General features: G+C 71.1%; 21 protein-coding genes, 1 tRNA gene and 1 pseudogene. 8 read left to right on the top strand and 15 right to left on the bottom strand.

Annotated elements, in window-relative coordinates; translation table 11 throughout:
- Positions 1 to 67: 67 nt before the first annotated feature.
- Positions 68 to 538: a type 1 periplasmic-binding domain-containing protein gene (locus Vgi01_RS05315; RefSeq protein WP_146017403.1), complete on the bottom strand. Its 471-nt coding sequence runs from the start codon at positions 536 to 538 to the stop codon at positions 68 to 70.
- 176 nt (positions 539 to 714) lie between these two features.
- Complete coding sequence (locus tag Vgi01_RS05310) at positions 715 to 2,505, bottom strand: potassium channel family protein (protein WP_204290312.1); 1,791 nt, start codon at positions 2,503 to 2,505, stop codon at positions 715 to 717.
- Between the two features lie 100 nt (positions 2,506 to 2,605).
- On the opposite strand from Vgi01_RS05310, the gene Vgi01_RS05305 reads away from it, so the two are divergent.
- The 3 genes from Vgi01_RS05305 (at position 2,606) to Vgi01_RS05295 (ending at position 5,524) form a co-directional block, all read left to right on the top strand.
- Complete coding sequence (locus tag Vgi01_RS05305; RefSeq protein ID WP_102655924.1) at positions 2,606 to 3,085, top strand: MSMEG_6728 family protein; 480 nt, start codon at positions 2,606 to 2,608, stop codon at positions 3,083 to 3,085.
- A gap of 109 nt (positions 3,086 to 3,194) precedes the next feature.
- Positions 3,195 to 4,721, top strand: coding sequence for a hydroxysqualene dehydroxylase (locus Vgi01_RS05300; RefSeq protein ID WP_204290311.1), 1,527 nt, complete (start codon positions 3,195 to 3,197; stop codon positions 4,719 to 4,721).
- A gap of 359 nt (positions 4,722 to 5,080) precedes the next feature.
- On the top strand, positions 5,081 to 5,524 hold the full coding sequence (locus tag Vgi01_RS05295; protein WP_204290310.1) for an HNH endonuclease: 444 nt from the start codon (positions 5,081 to 5,083) through the stop codon (positions 5,522 to 5,524).
- A gap of 69 nt (positions 5,525 to 5,593) precedes the next feature.
- Here Vgi01_RS05295 and Vgi01_RS05290 read toward each other — a convergent pair whose 3' ends face one another.
- Together Vgi01_RS05290 and Vgi01_RS05285 are read right to left on the bottom strand one after the other, a co-directional pair.
- Entirely contained in the window at positions 5,594 to 6,361 is a 768-nt protein-coding gene (locus tag Vgi01_RS05290) for an enoyl-CoA hydratase/isomerase family protein (RefSeq protein WP_204290309.1), read from the bottom strand.
- Between the two features lie 177 nt (positions 6,362 to 6,538).
- Positions 6,539 to 6,615, bottom strand: a tRNA-Thr gene (locus Vgi01_RS05285).
- Positions 6,616 to 6,930: 315 nt separating this feature from the next.
- On the opposite strand from Vgi01_RS05285, the gene Vgi01_RS05280 reads away from it, so the two are divergent.
- Positions 6,931 to 8,022: an ABC transporter ATP-binding protein gene (locus tag Vgi01_RS05280; RefSeq protein ID WP_158244823.1), complete on the top strand. Its 1,092-nt coding sequence runs from the start codon at positions 6,931 to 6,933 to the stop codon at positions 8,020 to 8,022.
- Between the two features lie 72 nt (positions 8,023 to 8,094).
- Here the strand turns inward: Vgi01_RS05280 and rlmB are convergent, their stop codons facing one another.
- Both rlmB and cysS read right to left on the bottom strand, forming a co-directional pair.
- Positions 8,095 to 9,216 carry a 23S rRNA (guanosine(2251)-2'-O)-methyltransferase RlmB gene (gene rlmB, locus Vgi01_RS05275; RefSeq protein WP_204290308.1) on the bottom strand — a complete coding sequence of 374 codons (1,122 nt, stop codon included), beginning with the start codon at positions 9,214 to 9,216 and terminating at the stop codon, positions 8,095 to 8,097.
- Entirely contained in the window at positions 9,216 to 10,631 is a 1,416-nt protein-coding gene (cysS, locus tag Vgi01_RS05270; RefSeq protein WP_204290307.1) for a cysteine--tRNA ligase, read from the bottom strand. The genes rlmB and cysS overlap by 1 nt, the downstream gene beginning before the upstream one ends.
- A gap of 210 nt (positions 10,632 to 10,841) precedes the next feature.
- Between cysS and Vgi01_RS05265 the strand changes: the two genes are divergently transcribed.
- On the top strand, positions 10,842 to 11,477 hold the full coding sequence (locus Vgi01_RS05265) for an IclR family transcriptional regulator (RefSeq protein ID WP_199180042.1): 636 nt from the start codon (positions 10,842 to 10,844) through the stop codon (positions 11,475 to 11,477).
- Between the two features lie 280 nt (positions 11,478 to 11,757).
- Complete coding sequence (locus Vgi01_RS05260; RefSeq protein ID WP_102655932.1) at positions 11,758 to 12,729, top strand: hypothetical protein; 972 nt, start codon at positions 11,758 to 11,760, stop codon at positions 12,727 to 12,729.
- 159 nt (positions 12,730 to 12,888) lie between these two features.
- Here Vgi01_RS05260 and Vgi01_RS05255 read toward each other — a convergent pair whose 3' ends face one another.
- Genes Vgi01_RS05255 through Vgi01_RS05245 form a run of 3 tightly spaced genes read right to left on the bottom strand, consistent with a single transcriptional unit; the run spans position 12,889 to position 16,314 of the window.
- Positions 12,889 to 14,565: a S8 family serine peptidase gene (locus Vgi01_RS05255; protein ID WP_102656017.1), complete on the bottom strand. Its 1,677-nt coding sequence runs from the start codon at positions 14,563 to 14,565 to the stop codon at positions 12,889 to 12,891.
- 35 nt (positions 14,566 to 14,600) lie between these two features.
- Positions 14,601 to 15,341: an HAD family hydrolase gene (locus tag Vgi01_RS05250; RefSeq protein WP_204290306.1), complete on the bottom strand. Its 741-nt coding sequence runs from the start codon at positions 15,339 to 15,341 to the stop codon at positions 14,601 to 14,603.
- Positions 15,342 to 15,354: 13 nt separating this feature from the next.
- Positions 15,355 to 16,314: an EamA family transporter gene (locus Vgi01_RS05245; RefSeq protein ID WP_102655933.1), complete on the bottom strand. Its 960-nt coding sequence runs from the start codon at positions 16,312 to 16,314 to the stop codon at positions 15,355 to 15,357.
- Between the two features lie 83 nt (positions 16,315 to 16,397).
- Between Vgi01_RS05245 and Vgi01_RS05240 the strand changes: the two genes are divergently transcribed.
- Complete coding sequence (locus Vgi01_RS05240; protein ID WP_204290305.1) at positions 16,398 to 16,943, top strand: CGNR zinc finger domain-containing protein; 546 nt, start codon at positions 16,398 to 16,400, stop codon at positions 16,941 to 16,943.
- A gap of 73 nt (positions 16,944 to 17,016) precedes the next feature.
- On the opposite strand, the gene Vgi01_RS30480 is transcribed toward Vgi01_RS05240, so the two are convergent.
- The 4 genes and pseudogenes from Vgi01_RS30480 to Vgi01_RS05225 all read right to left on the bottom strand — a co-directional run bounded on the left by Vgi01_RS30480 (position 17,017) and on the right by Vgi01_RS05225 (position 18,401).
- Positions 17,017 to 17,289: a pyridoxamine 5'-phosphate oxidase family protein gene (locus tag Vgi01_RS30480; protein ID WP_239088822.1), complete on the bottom strand. Its 273-nt coding sequence runs from the start codon at positions 17,287 to 17,289 to the stop codon at positions 17,017 to 17,019.
- 19 nt (positions 17,290 to 17,308) lie between these two features.
- Positions 17,309 to 17,362 (bottom strand): annotated as a pseudogene (locus Vgi01_RS30475) (pyridoxamine 5'-phosphate oxidase); the annotation flags it as partial.
- Between the two features lie 47 nt (positions 17,363 to 17,409).
- Entirely contained in the window at positions 17,410 to 17,598 is a 189-nt protein-coding gene (locus Vgi01_RS05230; RefSeq protein ID WP_102655936.1) for a DUF397 domain-containing protein, read from the bottom strand.
- On the bottom strand, positions 17,589 to 18,401 hold the full coding sequence (locus Vgi01_RS05225; protein ID WP_204290304.1) for a helix-turn-helix domain-containing protein: 813 nt from the start codon (positions 18,399 to 18,401) through the stop codon (positions 17,589 to 17,591). The genes Vgi01_RS05230 and Vgi01_RS05225 overlap by 10 nt, the downstream gene beginning before the upstream one ends.
- 255 nt (positions 18,402 to 18,656) lie before the next feature.
- Here Vgi01_RS05225 and Vgi01_RS05220 point away from each other — a divergent pair, with 255 nt between their 5' ends.
- Positions 18,657 to 18,941, top strand: coding sequence for a hypothetical protein (locus Vgi01_RS05220; RefSeq protein WP_204290303.1), 285 nt, complete (start codon positions 18,657 to 18,659; stop codon positions 18,939 to 18,941).
- Positions 18,942 to 18,947: 6 nt separating this feature from the next.
- Here Vgi01_RS05220 and Vgi01_RS05215 read toward each other — a convergent pair whose 3' ends face one another.
- Positions 18,948 to 20,348, bottom strand: a complete 1,401-nt coding sequence (locus tag Vgi01_RS05215) for a class II fumarate hydratase (RefSeq protein ID WP_373306869.1) — start codon at positions 20,346 to 20,348, stop codon at positions 18,948 to 18,950.
- Between the two features lie 62 nt (positions 20,349 to 20,410).
- Complete coding sequence (locus Vgi01_RS05210) at positions 20,411 to 21,064, bottom strand: NYN domain-containing protein (protein ID WP_204290302.1); 654 nt, start codon at positions 21,062 to 21,064, stop codon at positions 20,411 to 20,413.
- Positions 21,065 to 21,099: the final 35 nt, after the last annotated feature.

The following is a 21,099-nucleotide window of genomic DNA, read 5'->3' as shown; positions in this document are numbered from 1 at the left end:
TTTTTGTGGCTAGCTGATCACGCGACAAGCTGTCCGAACGAACAGATCCTGAAAAAAACCTGAGAGCTCAGGAGGGCGTTCGGGTCAGCGCCACAACCAGGTCATGTGCTTGCTGCCGCACCACTTCCGGGTCGCTATCGTCCACAACCGACACATTCCGACCCGGCTCGATGGCACCGAACGCAACAAAACGCGCCTGGGGATAGCGGGCAGCGATCTTCGGCACTCCGGCGACCGGGGCCGCGCCGACCGCGAAGATCACATCGCAGCGGTTCTGCACCAGACCGGCCAGAAAGGTCTCCGCCTGCGCCCCGGTCTGCGGACCATCCACTTCCAGATACTGCACCTTCACCTGCGTGGCGAGGGACGCCTCCTGCATCCCGCTCCACACCGGACCGGCCTCCGGGGAGGCAACTCCCTGAGCGCCGGTGAGCAGGCAGGCGGTCTCAGCTCGGTACTCCCGCTGACGCGGCGGCGGTTCGTCGTCCGGCCAGAGCAGCCAACCGGCCGTCAGCACCACCACGAGACCGGCCGCCACCAGGGCCCACCGCAACACCGGACGCGGCACGCCCCCCCATGGCGGCCCGCCCCGGCGGGGCACCTGCCGCACCCGGGCTCGCCGTCCGACCCCACCACCAAGCACGGCCGCACCTTACTCCGCGCCCGGCAGCCGCGAGCGCACCGGCTCACGCGCCCGCCGGGACAGGTGGGACCTCACTCCTCGGTCTCTCTCGGCAGCGGCGGTGTCCCGACCGGGGGCGTGATCTCCTCCTCGGGCGGGGCGGCCTCGCGGAGCAGTGCGTTCAGGCCGGCGCGCCGGGCCACCACGGTCAGCCGGTCCCCGGCCACGATCACCATGCGGTGATCGGGTGACCAGTCGTAGCGCTGGCCGGGGCGGGCGTGCGCGAGCAGCCGTACGCTGCCGGTCCTGCCGACCGCGGCGAGTGGGCGGCCGTCGAGGGCCGAACCGGCCGCCACCGCGACCTCGGTGACCAGCAGGGCGTGCCGGCCGACCGGGATGGTGGCGATCACCGCCCGGTCGAGCAGGGCGGCGGCGAACGACGGGGCGGCCAGGTAGGAGACGCTGCGGGAGGTGCCGATGCCGAAGGCGCGCTGGACCCGCTCGGCGAAGTGGCCGTCGAACAGCCGCAGCACCACGCGAAGCTCGTCGTTGATGGCCCGGCCGTTGAGGGCGGCCCGCAGGTTGGCCCCGTCGTCGGTGGAGACCACCACCAGCGCCTGGCAGGTGGCCACCGAGGCGGCCCGCAGTGTCTCCTCCTCGGCGGCGTCCCCCACCACCAGCGGTACGCCGAGCCGGCGGGCCAGCCCGGCGCCGCGCGCGTCCCGGTTCTTGTCGATCGCCACCACCTCGACGCCGAAGTCGTTGAGCTGGGCCATCACCCGGGTGCCGATGTTGCCCAGGCCCACCACCACGACGTGCCCGGACCGCTCGGGCAGGATCCGCCCGGTGTGCAGGGCCAGCCGGGCGTTGACCACGCCGTCGACGACCACCGCCGTGATCAACGGGATCAGGGCCAGTCCGGCGAGGTTGAGGATCACCTGCACGACCTGCTCGGCAGCGCCTTTGGCGGTGTCCGGGTCCTGCCCGGTGAGGGTGGTGACCAGGGTCAGGTAGAACGCGTCGGCCAGGCTGACGTGTGCCGCGTTGGCGTACAACCCGCCGAGCAGCCCCACCACCGCGAGCAGCAGGATGACCGTGATGCCGATCTTGCGGGTGGCGAAGCTGCGGATCGCCCGGAGCACCATGGCCACCGGTCGGCGTCGTCGCCGCGCCCGCGCCAGCTTGCGGGCGGCCAACTCGGTGCCGACGGGCCGGCCGGCGGCCTCGGCGAGCACCACGTCGGCGGCCCGGTCGTCGGTCGGCAACACCAGGTCCTGCTGCGGATCACGGGTGTCGGCCACCCCGCAGACGACCTCGTTGGGGCGTACGTCCTCCCGGCGGGCCAGGTAGAGGGTGCGACCGCCGTGCCGGAAGTGGGTCGGCGCGACCTCGCCGAGCGCGGCGGCCACGAAGGCCGGGGCGGCGATCGAGGCGTCCGACAGCACCGCCGAGTCGGGGAAGATCTGCCGTACCCCGTTGGCCAGGCCGGTGTTGAACATCCGCACCACCAGACGCAACCCGGGCTCGACCTCCTGGGCGCAGAGCGCGGCGTGCATGTTGCCCACGTCGTCCTGGTGCAGCAGGGCCAGCCCGGCCGCCCCGGCCAGGTTGGCCCGGCGGAAGGTGTGCTCGTCGAGCCGGTCGGCCCGGATCACCTCGACGCCGGGCAGGTCCCGGCCGTCCGGTGCGGGGGAACGCTGCCGCCCCGGCACGATCAGGGTGATGCGCAGCCGACCGGCCTGCGGTTCGCTGCCCCGCAACGCCCGCACCACCCAGTAGGCGAGGGGATCCTGACCGCAGATCACATAGTGGGCCCGGGGCTCCCCGTTGACCCGCAACCGGCGGCTGGCCCGCAGGGCCCGATCGAGCAGCGGCTCCGCCATGTCCGGCATGGTAGTCAGCCGGTCGAAACCCGCGCAGCCCCGCAATGATCATGATTGCCGGCGTCGGCATGGCTCGGCCCGTGGCGGGTAGGCCATCCGAATGCAGACGTTCCTGCCGTATCCGGACTTCCTGGCCAGCGCCCGGGCCCTGGACCAACGCCGGCTGGGCAAGCAGCGGGTCGAGGCGATCCAGGTGCTGCGCGGGCTGACCCGGCCCGACTACGGCTGGCGCAACCACCCGGCGGTGAAGATGTGGGCCGGGTACGAGGAGGCCCTGACCCGCTACGGGCTGGACGTCTGCGAGGTCTGGTGTGCCGCCGGCCGGGCCGACACCTGCGCCGGCACACTCGCCGCCGACCTGGCCACCGCCTGCGGCATCGAGCAGATCCGATCCCAGCAGGAGTTGGCGGTGGCCGGGGAACTGCCACCCTGGCTGGGCCGCACCGATCTGCACCTGAGCCACCGCTCGTCGCTGATCCGCAAGGACCCCGCCCACTACCGCCCGATCTTCGGCGACGACGTTCCCCCCGACCTCGAATACGTCTGGCCACCCTCCGACCGCCCCCGCCGCTGCCTTTGAGGTGCAAGGAAGGGCACCCTGTTAACGCCTGGCGAGGTGAAAGGGCCCCTTGTTAACACGCGACTGTTCCCGGCATCTCGGGCAGACTGAGGGGGTCAGGGGGTGGCGGGTGGCGCTGTCGCAGATGGTGGGTCGGCTCCTCGGCGTACGCCGGCACGAAGTGGCGTCGGGCGGCGGTGGTCTGCCCCGCGTACCGCAGCCGGTGAGTGCGCTGGTCGTCGGTGGCGGGATCGCCGGCATGTCCGCCGCGGTGGTGCTCGCCGAGCGGGGCGTCGAGGTGACCGTGCTGGAGGCCGCGCCCACCCTCGGCGGCCGACTGGGCGCCTGGCCGCAGCCGCTCGACGACGGCAGCCGGCAGGTCAACGAACACGGCTTCCACGCGTTCTTCCGGCAGTACTACAACTGGCGCAACATCCTGCGCCGGATCGACCCGAAGCTGCGGTTCCTGCGGCCCGTGCCGAGCTATCCGGTGCTCAGCGCCGAATGGCCGACCGAGGAGTTCGGCCGGCTGCCACCCGCCCCACCGGCGAACCTGCTCACCCTGTTGGCCCGCAGTCCCAGCGTACGACTGCGGGACCTGCGCGGGATGGACCGGGACGCCGCCCTGCCGCTGCTGACCTACGACCCGGTCCGCACCTACGCCGAGTTCGACGAGCGCACCGCCGACGACCTGCTCACCTCGCTGCGGCTGCCGGACCGGGCCCGCGCGATGCTGTTCGAGGTCTTCTCGCACTCGTTCTTCAACCACGAGGCGCAGATGTCGGCCGCCGAAATGATCGCCCAGTTCCACTTCTATCTGCTCGGCAACCCGGAAGGGCTGGCCTTCGACTGCCCGGAGGACGACTACGCCACCACCATCTGGGGGCCGCTGACCCGACACGTGCAGCGGCACGGCGGCCGGGTGGTGACCGGCGTCGCGGCGACCGGGCTGCGCCGGGAGGAGGCCGGCTGGCGGGTGACGACCGCCGACGGGGCGTACCGGGCCGGGCACGTCGTGCTCGCCCTCGACCCGCCCGCGCTCGCCGCGCTGGTCACGGCCTCCCCCGGCCTGGCCGACGCCGCGCCGGAACTGGTGGCGGCGATGCCCGCGTACGGCAGGCCCGGTCCGCCGTACGCGGTGGCACGGTACTGGTGCGACGGGGACGTCGCCGCACAGCGAGCGGTCTTCAGCGGAGTGACCCGGCAGTCCACCCTGGACTCGGTGACGTTGTACCACCGGCTGGAGCACGGCAGTCGACGGTGGGCCGAGCAGACCGGCGGTTGCGTGCTCGAACTGCACGCGTACGCCTGCGAACCGGACGTGCCCGCGACGGAGCTGGCGGCGCGGATGTGGGCCGAGCTGACCACGCTGTGGCCGGAGGTGGGCCGGCTGCGGGTGCGCGAGCTGCACGCCCGGGTGGAGGCGAAGGCGCCCGCCTTCGCGCCGGGCAGCCATGCCCGCAGGCCCGGGGTACGCACCGACGTCGACGGGCTCTACCTGGCCGGCGACGGCATCCACACCGACTTTCCCAGCGCCCTGATGGAACGGGCCTCGGCGACCGGCATCCTCGCGGCCAACCACATCCTGCGCTCGGCGGGTGCGGCCACCGAACCGCTCTGGTCGGTCCGCCCCCGTGGCCTGCTCGCCCGACGCTGACCCACGAGACAGCCGACGCTGACCACACCCCGGCAGTGCGCTGACCGCAACCCGGGCTGGGCGCACTGACCACGACCCCGGCTGGGCGCATCGAAATGCGTTGCCGCCGCACTCGGGCGACACCTACCGTGATCGCGCAAGGTCAACCACCGTTCCGGGAGCAAGCCATGTCGAAGCAGCACTACTCGGCTGTGCCGTCGTGGCTGCTCGGCGGCGGTTGTCTGACGGAACACCCCCGAGGTGGCCGGCCCGGCTGACGCGCGTACCCGTACCCGTCGAGCCGCCCACCCGCCCTGGGGCCGGGCGGCTCGTCGCTGTCCGGCCCGCTACGCCCGTCACCGTCCTGGAGGGAGACACCGGTGTACGCCGTCCTCGTTGTCAACGCCGACCTCGGCCCGCTGCACCGGGTCACCGTCCAACACGCGATCCGGATGCTCTGCCGTCGGGTCGCCGAGATCCACGAGGCCGTACCCGACCAGGTCATCGGGGTCTTCCCGGTGCCCCGGGTGGTCCGGCTCGTCCGGTACGTGGTGACCCGCTGGCGCTTCACGTCCGGCCCGGCCTGGTCCCGCGCCGGAGTGCTGGCCCGCAACGGGCGGTGCTGCGCGTACTGCGACGGCCCGGCGAGCACCATCGACCACATCCTGCCCCGCTCGCGCGGTGGCCGGAACACCTGGAAGAACACGACAGCCGCCTGCTACGCCTGCAACCAGCGCAAGGGCGACCGTACGCCGGCCGAGGCGGGCATGCCGCTGCGGCGCGTACCGGTCGCGCCGAGCTGGGCGGCGCTGGCCGGGCGGTGACGGGCCGGGCCGGCGGGAACGGGGGGCGGCGTCGGAATCCGGCGCGGCACCCGCCGGCCCCCGGTCCGGTCAGCCTGTGGGCGGGGGGCTCCAGGTGAACCGGGGCGGGCGGCGTTCGTGGAAGGCGGTGATGCCCTCGCGGGCCTCACCGCTGGCCCGCACCTGCCCGTACCACCAGTCCACCCGGGCGTCGTCGGCCCGCCCGTCGATGATCTCCTTCGCGGCCACCACGCTGAGCTGCGAGCGTTCCACGATCGTGGCGGTGAGCTGGTCGATGCGGGCGGCCAGGCGGTCGCCGGGCAGCACCTCGTCGACCAGGCCGATCCGCTGCGCCCGCTCGGCGTCGATCAGTTCGCTTGTGAACAGCAGGTGCTTGGCCGCCGCCGGACCCACCAACCGGGCCAGCCGGCGGGTGGTGGGTGCCGGGTAGACCAGGCCGAGTCGGGCCGGGGGCACCCCGAATCTGGCGTCGTCGGCGGCGATGCGCAGGTCACAGGCGACCGCGAGCTGACAGCCACCACCGACGCAGGCACCCTGGACGGCCGCCACGGTGGGCTTGGCGAAGGCGGCCAGGCGTTCCTCGGCGGCCACTGCTATGCCGGCGTCGCCGGTGGACAACTGCTCATCCAGGTCACCGAGGTCGGCACCGGCGCAGAACGTGCCGTCCGCCCCGGTGAGCACCAGCGCGCGTACCGCCGGTTCCGCCTCCAGGTGATCCAGCAGTACGGGCAGTTGCCGCCACATGGCCAGGGTCATGGCGTTGCGCCTGCCCGGATTACGGATGACCACCGTGGCCACCTGACCCGAAACCGCCACGGTCAGCTCTGCGTCCACCACTGTCCACCGCCCCTCTGGCCGGGCTCGGTCCTGCCAAAAGGGCGTCTGCCCGGGTACGGCGACGATAGCGGTGCCGCCCGACCGCCCCGCCGGGCAGGGAGCGTCGCCGCCGGGCGGGGAGCGTTCGCGGCCGGGCCACCGAGGTGTCAGCTCGGTGGGCCGCGTACGTGGTGCGGATGGAGCCCCCGGCCGGGATCGAACCGGCGACATCCCGCTTACAAGGCGGGTGCTCTGGCCAGCTGAGCTACAGGGGCAGTGTCCGAGGCCAGCATAGCGACCGGCGTCCGCTTTTCCCGCCCGGCAGGGGTCCCCAGCACGGGAAACGTCGACATCCCGACCTGCGAACGTCGATTCGTGTCCGACCGTGCCCGAGTGACCGGTATGCGTATGCCGTCCGTCCCATCCACTGTTCCGCATCTTGGCAGCGTGGCAAAAGCCGTTTACCGTGCAGTGACACGGCCGACATGGGCTCGTCCCCTGACGGCCGTGGCGCCGGTGCGCCAAGCACCGGTCGCTCCTTCACTCGGATCGTCCGGCACGTTCCTGCCGGTGAAAGGATGCACCCCCTCATGGCTACGGTCACCTACGCGAAGGCGTCCCGGGTCTACCCGGGCACCGAACGCCCCGCGGTCAACCAGCTCGACCTCCAAATCGGCGACGGGGAGTTCCTCGTCCTGGTCGGCCCCTCGGGCTGCGGTAAGTCCACCAGCCTGCGGATGCTGGCCGGCCTGGAGGACGTCGACGACGGCGCGATCTACATCGACGACCGGGACGTCACCCACCTGCCGCCGAAGGCCCGCGACATCGCGATGGTCTTCCAGAACTACGCGCTCTACCCGCACATGACGGTGTACGAGAACATGGCGTTCGCCCTCAAGCTGCGCAAGACCTCGAAGCCGGAGATCGACCGGCGGGTCAAGGAGGCGGCGGCGCTGCTCCAGCTGGAGGAGTACCTCAACCGCAAGCCCAAGGCGCTCTCCGGCGGTCAGCGTCAGCGGGTCGCGATGGGCCGGGCCATCGTCCGGGAGCCCCAGGTCTTCCTCATGGACGAGCCGCTGTCGAACCTCGACGCCAAGCTGCGGGTGCAGACCCGTACGCAGATCGCGTCGCTGCAGGCCAAGCTCGGCATCACCACCGTCTACGTGACCCACGACCAGGTCGAGGCCATGACCATGGGTCACCGGGTGGCGGTCATGCTCGACGGTGTGCTCCAGCAGGTCGACACGCCGCGTGCGCTCTACGACACCCCGGCCAACGTCTTCGTCGCCGGCTTCATCGGCTCCCCGGCGATGAACATCAAGACGGTCCCGCTTACCGAGCAGGGTGCCGCCTTCGCCGAGATGTTCATCCCGCTGACCCGCGAGCAGGTCGAGGCCGCCAACGCCGAGGGCGGCGCCGGCAAGGTCACCGTCGGTTTCCGGCCGGAGGACTGCGACATCGTCAGCCCGACCGAGGGCGGCATGCCGGTCGTGGTCGAGCTGGTCGAGGACCTCGGCTCGGACGCCAACGTCTACGGTCACGCCGCACTGGACGGCGCCTCCGAGCGGTTCGTGGTGCGGACCGACCGGCGGACCATGCCGAACATGGGCGAGACGATCTTCGTCAAGCCGCGTGCCGGCCAGAACCACGCCTTCCACGCCACCACCGGCAAGCGCATCTGAAGTAGCAACTGACAAAGGGGCGGCCCGTCGGGCCGCCCCTTTCGTCGTTCGTCTCCCTGCGGCAGCCCGCTGTCAGCTCTCGACGGCCCGGCGACGCGCCACCTCGGCGAGGGTGACCGCGGCGGCCACGCTCGCGTTCAGCGACTCCACCTCGGAGATCATCGGGATGCTGACGGTCAGGTCACAGGTCTGCCCGACCAGCCGGGACAGCCCGCGTCCCTCCGAGCCGACCACCACGACCAGCGGGCCGACCGCGGCCTCCAGGTCGTACAGGTCGGTCTCGCCGTCGGCGTCCAGGCCGACCACCATGAAGCCGGCGTCCCGACACGCCTTCAACGACCGGGTCAGGTTGGTGACCTGGGCCACCGGCACCCGCGCGGCCGCACCGGCACTGGTCCGCCAGGCGGTCGCGGTGATCCCGGCCGCCCGCCGCTCCGGTACGAAGACCCCCTGCGCGCCGAACGCGGCAGCCGACCGGATCACCGCGCCGAGGTTGCGCGGGTCGGTGACCCCGTCCAACGCCACCAGCAGCGGTGCCGACTGTTCCAACGCGGCGGCGACCAGATCCTCGAACGGCTCGTACGCGAACGGCGGCACCTGAAGGCCGACGCCCTGGTGCAGCACGCCCCCGGTCATCCGGTCCAGTTCGGCGCGGCTGATCTCGAGGATGGCGATGCCCCGGTCGGCGGCGGTGCGGATGATCTCGTTGACCCGGTCATCCATGTCGATGCCCTGGGCGGTGTAGAGCGCCGTGGCCGGCACCTGAGCGCGCAACGCCTCCAGCACCGGGTTACGACCGACCAGCAGCTCCGGCGTGTCCTTGGCCGGGTTCGACTTACGCCCGGGCGCGACCCGGGGACCACCACGTCCGGCGGGCTGCTTGCCGCGAGCGGGCTTCGGGGTGGGCGTACCCCGGCCACCGCCCCGACCCCAGGTGGTGTCCTTGGTGCCCGGCTTGCCGATCTTCGGGGCGCGCCCCTCCTCGGCCGCCGCGCGGCGTTCCTTCTCCTGCTTCCAGGCGGTGCGCTGGGGCACCTTCTCCGTGCCGGAGTACCCCTTGTGCCACGGCCGCTCGTCGGCGGGCAGGGTACGGCCCCGACCGGCGAGGGAATCCTTGTTCTTGCCGCCGGAGCCCTTGGGTGCGCTCGCCTTCGACGCCACCCGCCGGCCACGGCGCTGCGAATTGCCGGCCATCAGTCATGCTCTCCAATTGTCCAACGCGGGCCCTGTGGGGTGTCCTCGACCACCACTCCGGCCCGCTTGAGCTGGTCCCGCAGCGCGTCGGCGGCGGCCCAGTCCTTGCGGACACGGGCCTGCGCACGCTGTTCCAGAGCGAGGGCGACCAGGGAGTCGACCACACCGCGGAGGTCACTCGCCCGGGCACCGCCGGTCCAGGCCGGGTCGAGGGGGTCGACGCCGAGGATATCCAGCATCGCGCGGACACTGGCGAGCGCCGTGCGTACGGTCACATCGTCACCGCCGGCCAACGCGTTGTTGCCGTCCCGCAGTACGTCGTGCAGCACCGCCAACGCGGCCGAGGTGTTCAGGTCGTCGTCCATCGCCGCGGCGAACGCGGCCGGCACCTCGCCGAGCTGCCCGACGCCCACCCGCTCGACGGAGCGCTGCACGAAACCCTCGATCCGCCGGTACGCCACGGCCGCCTCGCGCAGTGCCTCCTCGGAGTAGTCGATCCGGGAGCGGTAGTGCGCGGCGACGTAGTAGTAACGCAGTTCGACCGGGCGTACCCCGAGCCCGGCGACGTACGCCAGGTCGAGGGCGTTGCCCAGGGACTTGCCCATCTTGGTGCCGCCGATGCCGAGCAGACCGTGATGCACCCAGTAGCGGGCGAAGGGCAGGTCGGCGGCCTGCGACTGGGCCAGTTCGTTCTCATGGTGTGGAAAAATGAGGTCGAGCCCGCCACCGTGGATGTCGAACTCGGCACCCAGGTACCGCCGGCACATCGCCGAGCACTCGATGTGCCAACCGGGCCGGCCCCGCCCCCACGGCGACGGCCAGTAGGCATCGGCCGGCTCGCCGGGCTTGACGCCCTTCCAGAGCGCGAAGTCACGCGGGTCGCGCTTACCACGCTCGGGGGCGTCGGCGGCGGACTGCATCTCGTCCGGCGACTGGTTGGACAGCGCACCGTACGCCGGCCACGAACGCACGTCGAAGTACACGTCGCCGGAGTCGTCGGTGGCCGGGTAGGCGTGCCCCCGCTCGATCAACTGCGCGATCAGCTGGTGCATCTCCGGAATGTGCCCGGTGGCCCGCGGCTCATAGGTCGGTGGCAACACGTTCAACGCCCGGTACGCCTCGGCGAGCTTCAATTCGTTGGCGTACGCGATCGACCAGAACGGCCGCTCCTGCTCCTGCGCCTTGACCAGGATCTTGTCGTCGATGTCGGTGACGTTCCGGATGAACGTGACCTCGAAACCGGCGGCCAGCAGCCACCGACGCAGCACGTCATAGTTCACACCGGAACGAAGATGGCCGATGTGCGGCGGTGCCTGAAGGGTGAGCCCACACAGGTAGACCCCCACCTTGCCGGCTTCCCGCGGGACGAAGTCCCGCACCGATCGGGTGGCGGTGTCATACAGGCGAAGCGTCACCGTACAAGGGTAGCCGTCCGTCGTTTTCCCGGTCCGCCGGAGCCGGGTCGTACGCTGCTGATCGTGACTTCCCCCGCGGCCCCCGGCACCGACCCGCCCACCCCTGCCACGCCCGACCGCGGCACGGCAGGCGGTCCGGGCGCTACCCGCGGTCCGGGCGCTACCGGTGGCACGGGCGCTACCGGCGGTCCGGGCGGGAGCGGGGTGGGCGTGCCGGGCGGGGAGACCTCGCAGACGCTGGACCGGGGGCTACGGCTGCTGCACCTCGTCGCCGACGCGCCCGGCGGGCTCACCGTCACCGAGGCGGCGAACCGGCTGGGCATCGGCCGGGCAGCGGTCTACCGCCTGGTCACACCATTGGCCGGGCACGGCATGCTTCGCCGGGACGCCGACGGTCGGCTGCGCCTGGGCGCCGGGGTGCTGCACCTGGCCCGGCGCGCGCAACCACTGCTCGCCGAGGGCGCGCTGCCGGCCCTGCGACGCCTCGCCGAGCAGGCCGGCGCGACCGCGCACCTGACCGTGGTCGAGGGCGGCGAGGGGGTCGCGCTGGCGGTGGTCGAGCCAAGCTGGACCTCGTTCCACGTGGCGTACCGCACCGGAGCCCGGCACCCGCTGGAACGAGGCGCGGCCGGGCAGGCCATCCTCGCCGGGCGCTCCGGCGCCGCCGGCCCGGTGAGCACCGTCGGCGAGTTGCAACCCGGTGCGTACGGGGTGGCAGCCCCGGTCCTCGGTGTGCCCGGCCTGGAGGCGAGCGTCGGCGTGGTCGCACTCGCCCCACTCGACGCCGACGCGGTCGGCGCCCAGGTCCTCGCCGCCGCCACCGCGATCGCCGCCGCCCTCCGCTGACACCACCTCATCCCCGCCGCCACCTGCCCCGGCCGGGCTGGCAGGCAGGCACCGTTACGGCGGAATGGCGGTAACCGGGAGCGACGGAAACCGCAATTCCGGCGTAATGGCGAAGCCTCCCTACCTCAGCGTGGCGCGCGGACGTCCATGACGGGGTGGCGCGGGCCCATACCACTTCCGGGCTGTGGCGTGTGTGTTGTCCACAGGGGTGGTCGATCATGAGGCCGACCGTTGTCCACAGGGGTGCCGCAGGGCTCACGGTAGGCCGCACGGTGGAGGCATGCCTCCTTCCCCGTACCGGCCGGCCGCTCTTGCGTGGCAGGTGTTCCGCGGTTCCGAGGCGATCCGCGACCGCCTGATCACCCGGCACCAGCTTCGCGGTGCGTCCTGGGTCCGCCTGATGCACGACGTGTACGCCGACGCCCGCCTCGACCGCGATCACGAGTTGCTCTGCCGAGCGGCCTCGCTGCGATTACCATCCGGCGTGCTGATGGCCGGACCGTCAGCGGCCTACCTGCACGGCATCGAGCACGCTGCAACCTTCACCGACGAGGTTCACGTCCTGGCACCGATGCAGTTCCGGCTCGGCTCCCAGCGCGGCATCCGAGTGCACACCCTCGGTCCACGCCAGCCGCCGCAGCCCACCTCGGAAGCCCAGCAGTGGCCCGAGTCCGCCGAGCACACCTGCCGGCCAGCCGCCATCGCGGGGCCGGTGGGCTCGCAGCCCTTGCCCCGATCGGATGTCATCTGCTCGGCCTGGGAGTGCGCGGTGTGGCTGGAGCCGGTACAGGCGGTCGGCATCATCGACGCCATGCTCCGGCAGAAGTTGGTCGACCACACCCGGCTGGACGCCATGGCCAGGGCAAACGTGGGCCGGCCCGGGGGTCGGCGGGCCGAGTGGGTGTTCGGCCTGGCCGATGGGGGTGCGCAGTCGCCGCCCGAGTCGCAGCTACGGGTCCGGCTGATACTGGCCGGGCTGCCCCGACCGGTCACCCAACATCCGGTGCGGCTGGCCAACGGTCAGATCCTGCACCCTGACCTGTCGTGGCCCGAATACCGGGTGGCCGTCGAGTACGACGGGCTCTGGCACAGCGATCCCGACCAGCTTCACCTCGACCGGCAGCGGCTCAACCAGTTGATGGCGGCCGGCTGGCGAGTGCTGCACGTGACCAGTCGACGCCTGCACCGCGACTTCCCGGGACTCGTGCGGGAGGTCCGTACCGCCCTCGCCGCCGCCGGCTGGCACCGCTGACCACCCGCCGCCCGCGCCGCGCGGAGGGGCTGATCCACTCCGTTACGCCGAAGTGGCGGTCACCCAGTACTCGGGTAACCGCCACTTCGGCGTAACTGCGGACGGGGCCGCGCAGACAGGCCGCACGAACCCGCGCGGCGGACGCGCGGGCCCGCGAGGCTAGCGGCGCAGCGGGGTGGTCACTGCGGCGTAGGCGTCGATGATGCCGTGGCCGTAGAAACCGTTGAAGTCGCGCGAGCCGGCGCAGTAGGCGTCGAACTCGGGTGAGCGGCCCTCGTTGGTGTAGGTCTGCAACCTGGGCTCCGGGCAGGCCCGCTCGGCGGCCGTGCGGAGCAGGTGCCGCTCGACCACGTCCGGGTCCAGGCCGAAGCCACCCCGGCCCTGCGGCTTGCCGTACCGGCTCACGATGAGCGCGGCGACGCCCGAGGCGTGCGGAGCGGCCATCGAGGTGCCCTGGAGGTACGTGTAGTAGGCGCACTGCCGGTTGGCCTTGCACTCCTTGAACACGAAGGTCTCCGCGCCCGGCACGATGTTGCCGTCCTCGTCCACCGAGCCCTCCTCCTGGAGGACCTTCAGCGGGTACGTGGACAGGATCATGTTGGCGTCGGTACGGAACGTGTCGGTGCCGAAGCCGTCCCGGAACCAACCGCCCGGCGCGGCGATGGCGGTCTGCTCGGTGCCGTAGTTGGAGTAGTCCGCCTTCTTACCCGACGGCCCGACCGACGAGACGCTGATGACGTGCGGCCCCTCGGTGGGCAGGTCCCAGCAGCTGTTGTTGTCGATCTCGCGGGGGTACGGCGCGACATCCCCGTAGTTCGGGCTGGAGAAGTCCGTACGCGGGTCGCCCAGGTCTTCGTGGTTGTTGCCGAGCGCACCGACCAGGGTGACGCCCCGGTCGTGGGCGTAGGTCAGCGCCCGCTTCATGGCCCGGATGGTGGCCCGCTGCGCGGCCTGCGCCTCCGGCGAGTCAGCCGGGTTGGCCGTGCAGTTGTAGAGCCACGGGTCCACGTAGAAGGACATGTTGACCACGTCCAGGCCCGACCTGCCGGCGTGCAGCAGTGCGTTGACCACCGGGTTCAGGAAGAAGTAGCCGGAGTCCTGGCCGCCCTTGAGGTTGACCAGCGAGACCTTCGGGGCGACGCCGGAGAGGCCGAAGCCGTTGGCGGCAGCACCGATGGTGCCGGCGACGTGCGTACCGTGTCCGCCGTCGTCGGTGCCGGCCGGGTCGAGGCAGCTCGGCACCTCGCACGGCCCGTCGATCTCGGGGATGTCGGGCGCGAAGTTGCGCGACAGCGCCCAGTTGAAGTTCGGCGCGATGTCCGGGTGGCTGGCGTCGACGCCGGTGTCCAGGACGCCGACGGTGACCCGGCGGTCGCCCGGCTCGATCTTGCGCGCCTTGTCGGCCCGGATCATCTCCAGGCCCCAGAGCTTGTCGTCCAGCGGGTCCATCTTCTTGCCCCGCTGCTTGCCGGCCCCCTTGGCGGCGGCTGCCAGCAGGTGCTCCTGCTCGACCCGGTCCAGCTTGGGCTTACGGCCGATGGCCTTCTCCTCGGCGGCGCCGATCAGGGCGGCGGCAGCGGTCGCCTTCGTCGCGAAGTCGGCCCGGTCGCTGGTCACCTGGAACACACCGACCTCGTCGGTACGGGACACCACGGTCCCGCCGGCCGACCGGATCGCGGCGATGGCGGCATCGGCGGAGACCCCGTCCTCCGCCACCACGGTGAAGGTCCGGGCGACGCCGGACGGCTCGGCACCAGCGGGCACGCCCAGGCCGGTCACCGTGAGTGCCAGTGCCGCCGCGGTCGCGACGACACCGACGGTGAAGCGCTTGCTCACCACATCGAATCCTCTCGTTGAGGGACGTGGCGTCATCAGACATCAACGCATGACGTTTCGCCAGACCGGCGTCCACTAGGAAGCAAAAAGTCTGCTTCGCCGGAAAGGCCGACCAGGACAGCGGGCAGCTCGGCAAGAGAGCAAACTGCCGCATCCGGCAGCACATCAGGGGGAAGCGACTCGCCCCGCCGGTTCAGCCAGACCGCCCGCAACCCGGCCCGCTGTGCGGCGACCACGTCGAGCGCCAGGTTGTCCCCGACGTACACCACCTGCGAAGGTGCCACCCCGGCCGCCTCGCACACCGCGGCGTAGAACTCCGGTGCGGGCTTCTTCGGCAGGCCGTTCTCGTGTGCGTACACCTCGAAGGCGAACTCGCCGGCCAACCCGCAGCGTTCCGCGCGGCTGTTGCCGTTGGTCGCGAAGCCGAGCTTCCACCGAGGCCGCAGGTCGGCGAGCGCGGGCAGCACGTCAGGGAAAGGCCGGGTGAGCGCGAACCGGCGGGCGAAGAAGACCTCTGCCAACTCGTCCAGGTGGTCGCCGAGGCCCGCCCGGGCCAGCGAACGGGCCAGTGCCGCCCGACGGATCTCCATCACCGGCGCCGCGGCCATGTCACCGAAGACGGCACCCCAGTCCGATTCGAGGTCGGCGAGCGACACCTCGGCCGCCGCCGGGGTCAGCCGCCGCATCTCGTCGAGTACGGTCGCCAACCCACCGGTGACGGCCGGGCGCAGATCGAGCAGCGTCTCGTCGGCGTCGAACACCACCGCGCTCAGCATGCCGACCAGAGTGTCACGTGAGGGCCGGCTCCGCCGCCTTCGGCTGCTCGGGGAGGGCGGGTGCGCGTAGTTCGTCGATGCGGACCAGTGCCACTCCGGCGACGATCAACGCCCCGCCGAACAGTTGCACCACCGTGGGCAGTTCGCCCAGCACCAGCCAGGCGATCAGCACCGCGAACATCACCTCGGTCAGCCCCACGAAGGAGGCCATCCGCGCGCCGAGCACACGGGTAGCGGCGATCCCGGCCAGGTAGGCGATCACCGCAGCCACCAGCACCAGACCGGCGATCGGCACCAACCAGCTCGTCTCCTGCCCGCCGAACTCCACCGCGCCGAAGCTGGCCCGCAGCGGCAGCGCGCCGACCAGGCCGAGCGCCAGCAGCACCGCGGCACCGACCGCCATGCCGCCACTGGCCATGACCACCGACGGCAGCGCGGAGTCGACCCGCCCGGCTAGTACGAAGTAGCCGGCGAGCCCGACCGCCGCGCCCAGCCCCCAGAGCACCCCGATCGGGTCGAGTCGACCCGCACCGGCCATGTCGAGCACGAAGAACAGGCCGGCCAGGGCTGCCACCGACCCGGCCACGGTCAGCCGACGCGGGCGCTGCCCCTGCACCAGCCAGGTCCACCCGACGACGAGGATGATGCCGAGGTACTCCAGCAGCAACGCGACGCCGACGGGCAGGTAGCGCACCGCGTTGAAGAAGCAGACCTGGGCGACCGCCACTCCCAGCAGCCCGAAGACACCGATCGAGGCAAGGTTGCGGCGCAGCACCGGCCACTGGCCCCGCATGACGAGCAAGGCGGGTGCCGCCAGCACCAGGGCGGCGAGGCCGACGCGGGCGATGACCACCGACTCGGCGGACCAACCGGCGTTGATCAGGGATCGGGCGAAGGTGCCCGAGGTGGCGAAGGTGACCGCGGAGAGCAGGGCCAGCGCGAGGCCGGCACCGGCGACGGGTGATTGACGCATGGCTCTCCTTGGCACGGCACCGCGACATCGGCAAACTAGGGTTACACCGATGACGCTAGAGTCGGGCCACGACAGGAGTCAAGTTGCTCTTCGCTCATGACACCGAGTGTTCCCTGATCGCCGTCGCCGCGCTGGTCAACACCGCCGGCCAAGGCGACGAAGGGCTACCCGACGTGGAGGCCCTGAGCGCCTTCTTCACCGCCCATGCCTACACCGGAAGACACGAACACACCGAAACCGAACTGCGGGCCGTACGCGCCCTGCGCCCCCGGCTGCGCCGGATCTGGTACGCCGACGTCGACGAGATCGTCTCGATCGTCAACGGACTGCTCCGCGAACACCGCGCCCTGCCCCAGCTCATCACCCACGACGACGAGCCGTACCACCTGCACGCCGTGCCTCGGGATGCCCCGCTGGCCACCAGGATGGCGGTCGAGGCGGCGATGGCGATCGCCGACGTGGTGCGCGGCGGCGAGCTGCGCAGGCTACGCACCTGCGAGTACCCCGACTGCGACAACGTGCTTGTCGACCTGTCGAAGAACCGCTCCCGCCGATTCTGCGAGGCCGGCTGCGGCAACCGGGCCGCCGTCAACGCCTACCGCGCCCGCAAGGCCGCCGCTCGCAGCTGAGCCCACGCTCTTTGGGTGCGTTTGTTGTCGCCAGAGCAACAGGAAACGCACCCAGAGACCCCGCATTGGGCGATCAGTGGGCGCGTCCGGCCATCAGCCAGCGGGTCATCACGATCCGCAGCAGCACGTACCGTCCGTCCGGGCCGTCCACTGTGACGTCCCACCCGTCGTACCGGTGCCGCAGGCCGTCCACGACGGCGGCCGGGAACGGCTGGCGCACGATGCTCGCCACGCCCTCGGCGACGACCGGCGCATCCCCGTCCGGCAGCGCCAGCGAGACCCGGGGATCGGCGGCGATGTTGCGGGACCTTCCGGTTGCGCTCGGCGGTGCCGATCCACCACTCACCGTCGAGATACAGGAACCAGACCGGTGTCAGGTGCGGCGACCCGTCCGGCCGCAACGTGCAGAGCCAGACCACGCGCTCCCGATCCAGCCGCTCCAACACCTCCGCGCCGGGAGCGCTGATCACGTCAGGCGCGGCGGCGCGGCAACGAAAACCCGCCAGGCGTACGCGTCAAAGGTCAGCACCGCCCCCGCCGCATCCTTGCTGTCCCGCACCCCCACCACCCCGGGCAGGTTCGTAGCCACCTCGACACACTGGTCGCTGGAGCCGCTGCGGCTGCTCTTGCGCCACCGCGCACCGCTCAGCTCCATGACTCGGCAATCTCCTTCAGCAATTCGATCGACTCCTGTGCTGGTAGGGCCGCGCCCAGGGTAGCTTCCCAAACCCGTTGCAGCATCGACAGATCCGACGGCCGATCAAGTTCACGGCCACCGATCTGGCCACCCAGGTAGGCCACGACCGTCCGGTCTTTCAGGGTGGCGAGCATGAACGGTCCGTTGAGCCCCGGATACTCATCGGCGGACTGCGGCACCACAAGCAGCCGGAGCGACGGATGATCACTGGCCAGCCGAGCCAGGTGCTGCGTCTGCTCCAACATGATCTTGCGGCCACCGACTCGACGTCGCAGAGCGGCCTCGTCTATCACCACCACCATGCGGGGCGGCTCCTCCTGGCAGACAACACCCTGGCTCGCCAGGCGGTCAGCGAGGCGTTCCTCGCGCTCCGCGCGGGCCAGCGAGTCGTCGGCCTCGAAGACCGCGCGAGCATAGGGCTCGGTCTGAAGTAGACCTGGCACGTGCAGTGGTTCAAACCACCGCAATTCGTCGGCACCTTCGAGGATGGCACGCCATCCTCGAAGCCAGACCTGGGCTTTGTCGAGGGCTACCAGGTGGGTGAGCATTCGGCCGTAGAGGCCGCCGGTGTCCAGGGCCTTGTCGAACTGTTCCAGGTACTTCGGGGTGGGCGGCTGTTGACCCAACTCCACCGCGCTGACCATCGACGGCGAGTAGTTCACGGCCTTGGCCAGATCCTCCTGACTCCAGCCCTGCCGAGCCCGCGCCCAACGTAACTCCGCGACCAGGAAGGCCGCCGCTGTCAGCTGTCCACTCGCCATTTCCAGCCGCCCTCCAGGAACCGGTCGATCGACTACAGCGCACCGCCACCGGCAACCCGGCCCGGCCACAGTGGGCCTCGGACAGCACGGCCAAACCCTTCCGACCGTAACGGTGTGCTCAGCAGACTGTGCGCAGCGACGCTCGCCGCTCATTCCCCCAAGGGGCGGCGTCGAGATGGGACCGCCCCGCTCCCCCGGCCGGGCGGTCCCATCGCCGGGGGCCGTGACGAGTCCGCTCTACCGGAAGGCTGCGCCATGCCGACCTCATCCGCCGAGGGACCGGTGACGCGTCCTCACCTGCCCTTGCGCCCACTGTGGCTGTGTCGGGCCTGCGCGGCACCCTGGCCCTGCGCGACGGCACGACTGACGCTGATCGCCGAGTACGCCCACGACCGGATCGCCCTCAGCGTCTACCTCTGCGCCGTACTGCACGAGGCGGCAGCCGACCTCTACCGCCTGGACCCGGACGAGGGTCCTGCCCCGGCCGCCCTCTTCGCCCGCTTCCTGGCCTGGGTACCGCGCCCCGAGGCGCAGCCGTGACGTCGGTCAGGGGTGGGTCATCCGGAGCAGGTCCAGGGCCTCGTCCAACTGGACCTCGGTGAGCTTGCCGGAGTCGACATGGCCACGGGAGATCACCACCTCCCGGATCGAGGTCTGCTTGGCCAGTGCCTCCTTGGCGATCGAGGCGGCCTCGTCGTACCCCAGGTAGCGGTTGAGGGGGGTGACGATCGACGGCGAGCCTTCGGCGTACGACAGGCAGACCTCGGCGTCCGCGACCAGGCCGACCACGCAGCGGTCGGCGAGCAAGCGGCTCGACGCGGCCAGCAGCCGGATCGATTCGAGCAGGTTGCGGCCCATCACCGGGAGCATCACGTTGAGTTCGAAGTCGCCCTGCGAGCCGGCGAACGCCACCGTGGCGTCGTTGCCGATCACCTGCGCGCAGACCTGCCGGACCGCCTCGCAGACCACCGGGTTGACCTTGCCGGGCATGATCGACGAGCCGGGCTGCAGGTCGGGGATGCGCAGCTCACGCAGGCCGGCGCGGGGGCCCGAGCCCATCCACCGGATGTCGTTGGCGATCTTGTAAAGACCAACCGCGACGGTACGCAGCTGACCCGACGCCTCCACCAGCGCGTCCCGCGCGCCCTGCGCCTCGAAGTGGTTGCGCGCCTCGGTCAACGGCAGCCCGGTGGAGTCGCGCAGCTTCTCGATCACGGCGGCGGCGAAGCCGAGCGGAGTGTTGATGCCGGTGCCCACCGCCGTACCGCCCAACGGCAGCTCGGCCAGCCGGGGCAGCACCCCGTCCAGCCGCTCGATGCCGTAGCGGATCTGTGCGGCGTACCCGCCGAACTCCTGCCCCAGGGTCACCGGCGTGGCGTCCATCAGGTGGGTACGCCCCGCCTTGACCACCGTCTCGAACTCCGTGGCCTTGGCTTCCAGCGCGCCGGCCAGGTGGTCCAGCGCCGGCAGCAGGTCACGGACGACGGCCTCGGTGGCGGCCAAGTGGATCGAGGACGGGAAGACGTCGTTGCTCGACTGGGAGGCGTTGACGTCGTCGTTGGGGTGCACGTCGCGGCCCAGCTCCCGGCTGGCCAGCGTGGCGATCACCTCGTTGGTGTTCATGTTCGACGAGGTGCCGGAGCCGGTCTGGAACACGTCGATCGGGAACTGGTCGTCGTACCCGCCGTCGGCCACGTGCGCGGCGGCGGCGGCGATCGACGCGGCCACGTTCGCGTCGATCACCCCCAGATCGCCGTTGACCTCGGCCGCCGCCCCCTTGATCTGGGCCAGCGCCCGGATCTGGGCGGGCTCGATGCCCCGACCCGAGATCGGGAAGTTCTGCACCGCCCGCTGTGTCTGGGCCCGCCACAGCGCATCGGCGGGCACCTCCACCTCACCCATCGAGTCGCGTTCGATCCGGTAACCCGTCGTCTCTGCAGTCGTCACGCCTACCATCCTGCCGCGCACCGGAGTCTCTCGCAGCAGGCCGCGGCAGAAAGCGGAGGCAGCTAGATCCACTTGCTGGGGCGGTTGTAGCTTCGCCCGGTCGCGGGGTCGGCCACGATGCCGGGTAGTTGAGCGCTGCGGAGGGCTCGTTCCCTGATGAAGAACTGTCCCAGGTTGCCGATGCTGGTGAGGTGGCTGGACGCCCTGGTGTTCCCGGGTGGCATCGCAAGGTAGATCAGTTGCGCAGGGTTGACCTGCTTGACGGTGGCCAAGGCAGGAGCGAGATCAGTGTCAGCGCTGATCAACAGGGTGGTGTCAGCGACGCGGAGGGCCGCGTCAGCAACCATCATGGCGCCAAGCGCCACATCGGTGCCCTTCTCCTCGTAGCTCTTGTAAGGTCGGCCGCAGCCGCAGATGTAGCCCTGGCCGCAACGCCGACAGTCCCGGATGGTGCGTTCCTTGAAGCGACCGAGGTGCACCGTGAGCACTGTCCCGTTCCTGATCTTCAGGGCTTCGATGTAGCTGGTCTGGTTCTGAGCAGCGGCGGGCTCGTTCTTGACAATGGCCGTGAAGTAGCGCACCGAAGCGACGGTGTCTTTGGGCCTGAGCTGGCGGACGAGTTCGACGACGTCGAGCCACATGTGCTTGCGGCCGTACTTGCTCTTCATGCCGTAGTACAGGTTGAAGCCGTCGATGTAGGCGGCGACTGTGCCCACGTTCACCCCTCTTGGTTCCCTGGACCGTGTATGGT

The sequence above is a fragment of the Micromonospora gifhornensis genome (genome assembly GCF_016863515.1).
Taxonomy (GTDB): domain Bacteria; phylum Actinomycetota; class Actinomycetes; order Mycobacteriales; family Micromonosporaceae; genus Micromonospora; species Micromonospora gifhornensis.
The sequence above is the reverse complement of the archived record's forward strand: the minus strand, read 5'-3'. Positions and strand labels throughout refer to the sequence as shown.

Excerpts from the sequence above, each read along its gene's own strand:
- Vgi01_RS05310 (WP_204290312.1), bottom strand. The coding sequence starts at position 2,505 with ATGGCGGAGCCGCTGCTCGATCGGGCCCTGCGGGCCAGCCGCCGGTTG.
- Vgi01_RS05305 (WP_102655924.1), top strand. The coding sequence starts at position 2,606 with ATGCAGACGTTCCTGCCGTATCCGGACTTCCTGGCCAGCGCCCGGGCC.
- Vgi01_RS05280 (WP_158244823.1), top strand. The coding sequence starts at position 6,931 with ATGGCTACGGTCACCTACGCGAAGGCGTCCCGGGTCTACCCGGGCACC.
- rlmB (WP_204290308.1), bottom strand. The coding sequence starts at position 9,216 with ATGGCCGGCAATTCGCAGCGCCGTGGCCGGCGGGTGGCGTCGAAGGCG.
- Vgi01_RS05260 (WP_102655932.1), top strand. The coding sequence starts at position 11,758 with ATGCCTCCTTCCCCGTACCGGCCGGCCGCTCTTGCGTGGCAGGTGTTC.
- Vgi01_RS05250 (WP_204290306.1), bottom strand. The coding sequence starts at position 15,341 with ATGCTGAGCGCGGTGGTGTTCGACGCCGACGAGACGCTGCTCGATCTG.
- Vgi01_RS05245 (WP_102655933.1), bottom strand. The coding sequence starts at position 16,314 with ATGCGTCAATCACCCGTCGCCGGTGCCGGCCTCGCGCTGGCCCTGCTC.
- Vgi01_RS05230 (WP_102655936.1), bottom strand. The coding sequence starts at position 17,598 with ATGGAGCTGAGCGGTGCGCGGTGGCGCAAGAGCAGCCGCAGCGGCTCC.
- Vgi01_RS05225 (WP_204290304.1), bottom strand. The coding sequence starts at position 18,401 with ATGGCGAGTGGACAGCTGACAGCGGCGGCCTTCCTGGTCGCGGAGTTA.
- Vgi01_RS05220 (WP_204290303.1), top strand. The coding sequence starts at position 18,657 with ATGCCGACCTCATCCGCCGAGGGACCGGTGACGCGTCCTCACCTGCCC.